A 3722-nucleotide genomic window follows, 5' to 3' on the forward strand; every position below is an offset into this window, starting at 1 on the left:
CCGAGCGCCGCGGCGAGCCGCGCGGCCCGCACGCCGCCCGATCCGGCGCCAATAACGAAGAGGTCGTAATCGTACTCAGACACGGATCGCCTCATGCTCCCGGATGGTGGATCGCTTGGACCCCATCGGCACCGCCAATGATCGCGATGTCGGCCAGCCCCAAGAACAAGCCATGTTCGACGACGCCGGGAACCCGCTTCATTGCGAAGGCCAATACTTCGGGCTCGGGAATCTTGTGGAAGGCGCAATCGACGATGAGGTTTCCTTGATCGGTGACATACGGCGCATCGCCCTGCCCCGGCCGAAGCCGGATCTCGCCCTCGCAGCCGGCCTCGGCCGCCAAAGCCTCGATCAGCCGCATGGTTGCCCGCAAACCGAACCGCACCACTTCGATAGGCAGCGGGTGCGACCCGAGCGTCTTCGAAACCTTGCTGTCGTCGGCAATCACCACCATACGATCCGACGCCGTCGCCACGATCTTCTCGCGCAGAAGCGCGCCCCCTCCGCCTTTGATCAGACGGAGTTGGTCGTCGATCTCGTCGGCGCCATCGACGGTGAGGTCGAGCTGCGGGGTCTCGTCGAGAGACGACAGCGGAATGCCAAGCTTTTCGGCGTGCGCGTGCGTGGCCTCGGACGTGGGCACGCAGATGACCTCAAGGCCGTTGCGCACAAGCCCGCCGACCGCCTCAACGAAGTGGTAGGCGGTCGAGCCCGTGCCCAACCCGAGCCGCATGCCAGGCTTGACCAATTCGATGGCGGCCTTCGCCGCATTGGCTTTGAATTCGTCGACCTTCGCCGCGCTGTCCGCCATTAGCCTTCGAGCCCTCCCATCATGACGTATTTCAGCTCCAAAAATTCTTCGATGCCATGATGGGAGCCTTCGCGGCCTTGGCCCGACTCCTTCACGCCGCCGAACGGCGCCAGCTCCGATGAGATGATGCCTTCGTTGACGCCGATCATGCCATATTCGAGCGCCTCGGCCACCCGCCAAGCGCGTGAAAGGTTGCGCGTGAAGAAATACGCAGCAAGCCCGTACGGCGTCCCGTTGGCCAACGCGATGGCGTCATCTTCGTCTTTGAATCGGAATAGCGGGGCGACAGGGCCGAACGTCTCTTCTTGGGCGATTTGCATCTCAGGGGTCACCTCGGCCAGCACCGTCGGCTCATAGAACGTCCGCCCCAAAACGTGCCGCTTGCCGCCCATGAGCACTTTGGCGCCTTTGGCTACAGCATCCGCCACATGCGCTTCGACCTTCGCGACCGCCGCATCGTTGATGAGCGGGCCTTGCGTAACGCCGTCCTCATGGCCGGCACCCAGTTTGAGATTTGTGGCCGCCGCCGCCAGTGCCTCGGCGAAGCGGTCGTAGATGCCGTCTTGCACCAAGATGCGGTTGGCGCACACGCACGTTTGACCCGAGTTTCGGTATTTGGACGCCAAAGCGCCCTCGACGGCCGCGTCCACATCAGCGTCGTCGAACGCGATGAAGGGCGCATTGCCACCGAGCTCGAGCGAAAGTTTCTTCACGGTATCCGCCGACTGCCGCATCAGGAGCTTCCCCACCTCGGTCGATCCGGTGAACGTGATCAGCCGTACTAGGGGGTTCGCCGTCATCTCCCCGCCAATTGTTTCCGCATCGCCGGTCACGACATTGAACACGCCGGGCGGAATTCCTGCGCGTTCGGCGAGCCCGGCAAGCGCAAGTGCGCTGAGCGGCGTCTCCGGCGCCGGCTTCAACACCACCGTGCACCCCGCCGCGAGCGCCGGCGAAACCTTGCGCGTGACCATGGCGTACGGAAAATTCCAAGGTGTAATCGCCGCCACGACACCAACCGGCTGCCGCAGCACGAGCATGCGGCCGCTTTTCTTTGGCGTTGGAATGATCTCGCCAAGGATGCGTTTCGCCTCCTCCGAATAGAGCTCGGTGAAGGACGCGCCGTAGTCCACTTCGGACCGCGCTTCGGCGAGCGGCTTTCCCTGCTCCGCGGTCATGAGCTGCGCCAGCTCTTCCCTGTGATCGCGCTGAAGCTCGTACCAGCGCCGCAAGATGGCGCCGCGTTCCTTGGCCAACATGCCGCTCCAAGCGGGAAACGCCGCATGCGCCGCCTCGATGCCTGCACGCGTTTCCGCTTGGCCCAGAGATGGGACCTGGCCTACGCAATCGCCGGTCGCGGGATTGATCACCTCGTGCGCGGGCGTGCCGACCCAATTCCCGTCGATCAGGCAACGCTCCTTGAGGATGTCGAACGTTCTCTGCTGCATGGCCCGCTCTCTACGCCGCCACCAGTCAAGCCGCAAGAGGTTGCCAGGCCGCGGGCCCCATGGGACAGAGGCGCATGCTGAACGGGGCCACCATCGTCTTCGACATCGACGGCACGCTGATCGATACCGCGCCCGATCTCACCAACGCGCTGAATCATGCCCTTATGGCACGTGGCCGTGAGCCCCTACCTGCCGCTAGCGTGCGGGCGGCCGTCGGCCGTGGCGCCCGGGTCATGATCGAACGGGCCCTCGCCTTCACCGCGGCGGAAGAGGACGTCGAGGCCATGCTGGCGGATTTTCTCGTCCACTACGAGGCCAACATCGCCGCGGAGAGCCGCCCTTTTCCAGGCGCCATCGCAGTCCTGGAACGGCTTACCGCGGCCGGTGCCAAGCTCGCCGTCTGCACCAACAAGCGCGAACACCTGACCCGCCTACTCCTGCAAGCCTTGGAAATCGAATACTTTTTCGGGGGCATCGCCGGGCGCGACACGTTCGAGGTATCAAAGCCCGATCCAGGCCATCTGTTGGGCGCCATCGCGCTGACCGACGGCGATCCGTCCCGCGCCGTCATGATCGGCGACAGTGCGGTGGACATCCAGGCGGCGCGCGGCGCATCCGTCCCCTCGATCCTCGTGGACTTCGGCTATTGCCCCCCACCGCCCGAGGGGCCCCAGCCTGACGCGGTCATCGGGCATTTCGACGCGCTGGAGGAAAACGCCCTAGAGCTGCTGACCCCCTTGACAGACAAGGCCAGCACACCGTCCTATTCGGGCCGTTGATCGGCGCGTGCCACACTCGCGCCAGACCTCGCCTTCAGTTTCGGCGTCGTAAGCCTTGCGCCAAGGAGAGACAGGAATGCGTACACGCATCGTGACCAGCGCCTGCCTGATACTGCTCATGAGCGGCGGCGCCCTTGCCGACGACGAGCAAGCCTGCATGGACCAGCTCGCGAAAGCCGAGGCCCTGGTCGACGAGCGGTTCGAAGCCAAAGCTCTCAGCGAGGGCGACGTCGAGGACGTCAACATGCTGCTGGACGAGGCCGACGCAGCGTGTACCGAGGGGGAATATAAGAAGGCGAAGAAGTCCATCGCCAAGGTCAAGAAATTGGTCGCCTCGTCGGCGAAGCCGGCTGCGGAAGCTCCAGCGGCTCAGCCGGCTCCGGCGGCTCAGTAGCCAAGTTCTCAAATCAGGCAGCGTCTCAAGGCGCGGCTGCCTTGACTTCCCTCTGCTGCCTTGACTTCCCTCTGCTGCCTTGACTTCCCTTAGGGCCAATCGCTAAATCCCACGCTCCAGCCGCGCCGCAAGACCTTCGGGCCAAGGCTGCGCGAGGAATTCACGCGACAACGGGCGGTTAGCTCAGCTGGTAGAGCACTGTGTTCACATCGCAGGGGTCACTGGTTCAAGTCCAGTACCGCCCACCATTCAAGCTCTTAAAATAGAACAAAAAAATAGCTCAGCAAGCG

The 3722-nt window shown here is 63.9% G+C and carries 4 protein-coding genes and 1 tRNA gene; 3 read left to right on the forward strand and 2 right to left on the reverse strand.

Annotated elements, in window-relative coordinates:
* Nucleotides 1–91 precede the first annotated feature (91 nt).
* Together rpiA and ABY454_RS12075 are read right to left on the reverse strand one after the other, a co-directional pair.
* Nucleotides 92–811, reverse strand: coding sequence for a ribose-5-phosphate isomerase RpiA (rpiA, locus tag ABY454_RS12070; RefSeq protein ID WP_372930990.1), 720 nt, complete (start codon nucleotides 809–811; stop codon nucleotides 92–94).
* Nucleotides 811–2259 carry an NAD-dependent succinate-semialdehyde dehydrogenase gene (locus ABY454_RS12075; protein ID WP_372930991.1) on the reverse strand — a complete coding sequence of 483 codons (1449 nt, stop codon included), beginning with the start codon at nucleotides 2257–2259 and terminating at the stop codon, nucleotides 811–813. Before ABY454_RS12075 ends, rpiA begins: the two co-directional genes overlap by 1 nt.
* A 59-nt stretch (nucleotides 2260–2318) precedes the next feature.
* On the opposite strand from ABY454_RS12075, the gene ABY454_RS12080 reads away from it, so the two are divergent.
* The 3 genes from ABY454_RS12080 (at nucleotide 2319) to ABY454_RS12090 (ending at nucleotide 3680) form a co-directional block, all read left to right on the forward strand.
* Nucleotides 2319–3038, forward strand: coding sequence for an HAD-IA family hydrolase (locus ABY454_RS12080; RefSeq protein ID WP_372930993.1), 720 nt, complete (start codon nucleotides 2319–2321; stop codon nucleotides 3036–3038).
* Nucleotides 3039–3114: 76 nt separating this feature from the next.
* Entirely contained in the window at nucleotides 3115–3432 is a 318-nt protein-coding gene (locus tag ABY454_RS12085) for a hypothetical protein (RefSeq protein ID WP_372930995.1), read from the forward strand.
* 172 nt (nucleotides 3433–3604) lie between these two features.
* Nucleotides 3605–3680 (forward strand) — tRNA-Val (locus ABY454_RS12090).
* The last annotated feature ends 42 nt before the right edge of the window (nucleotides 3681–3722 follow it).

It is taken from the genome of Methyloceanibacter sp., assembly GCF_041573655.1.
Classification (GTDB): domain Bacteria; phylum Pseudomonadota; class Alphaproteobacteria; order Rhizobiales; family Methyloligellaceae; genus Methyloceanibacter.

Coding starts and splice junctions, on each gene's coding strand:
- rpiA (WP_372930990.1), bottom strand. CDS start 811: ATGGCGGACAGCGCGGCGAAGGTCGACGAATTCAAAGCCAATGCGGCG.
- ABY454_RS12075 (WP_372930991.1), bottom strand. CDS start 2,259: ATGCAGCAGAGAACGTTCGACATCCTCAAGGAGCGTTGCCTGATCGAC.
- ABY454_RS12080 (WP_372930993.1), top strand. CDS start 2,319: ATGGGACAGAGGCGCATGCTGAACGGGGCCACCATCGTCTTCGACATC.
- ABY454_RS12085 (WP_372930995.1), top strand. CDS start 3,115: ATGCGTACACGCATCGTGACCAGCGCCTGCCTGATACTGCTCATGAGC.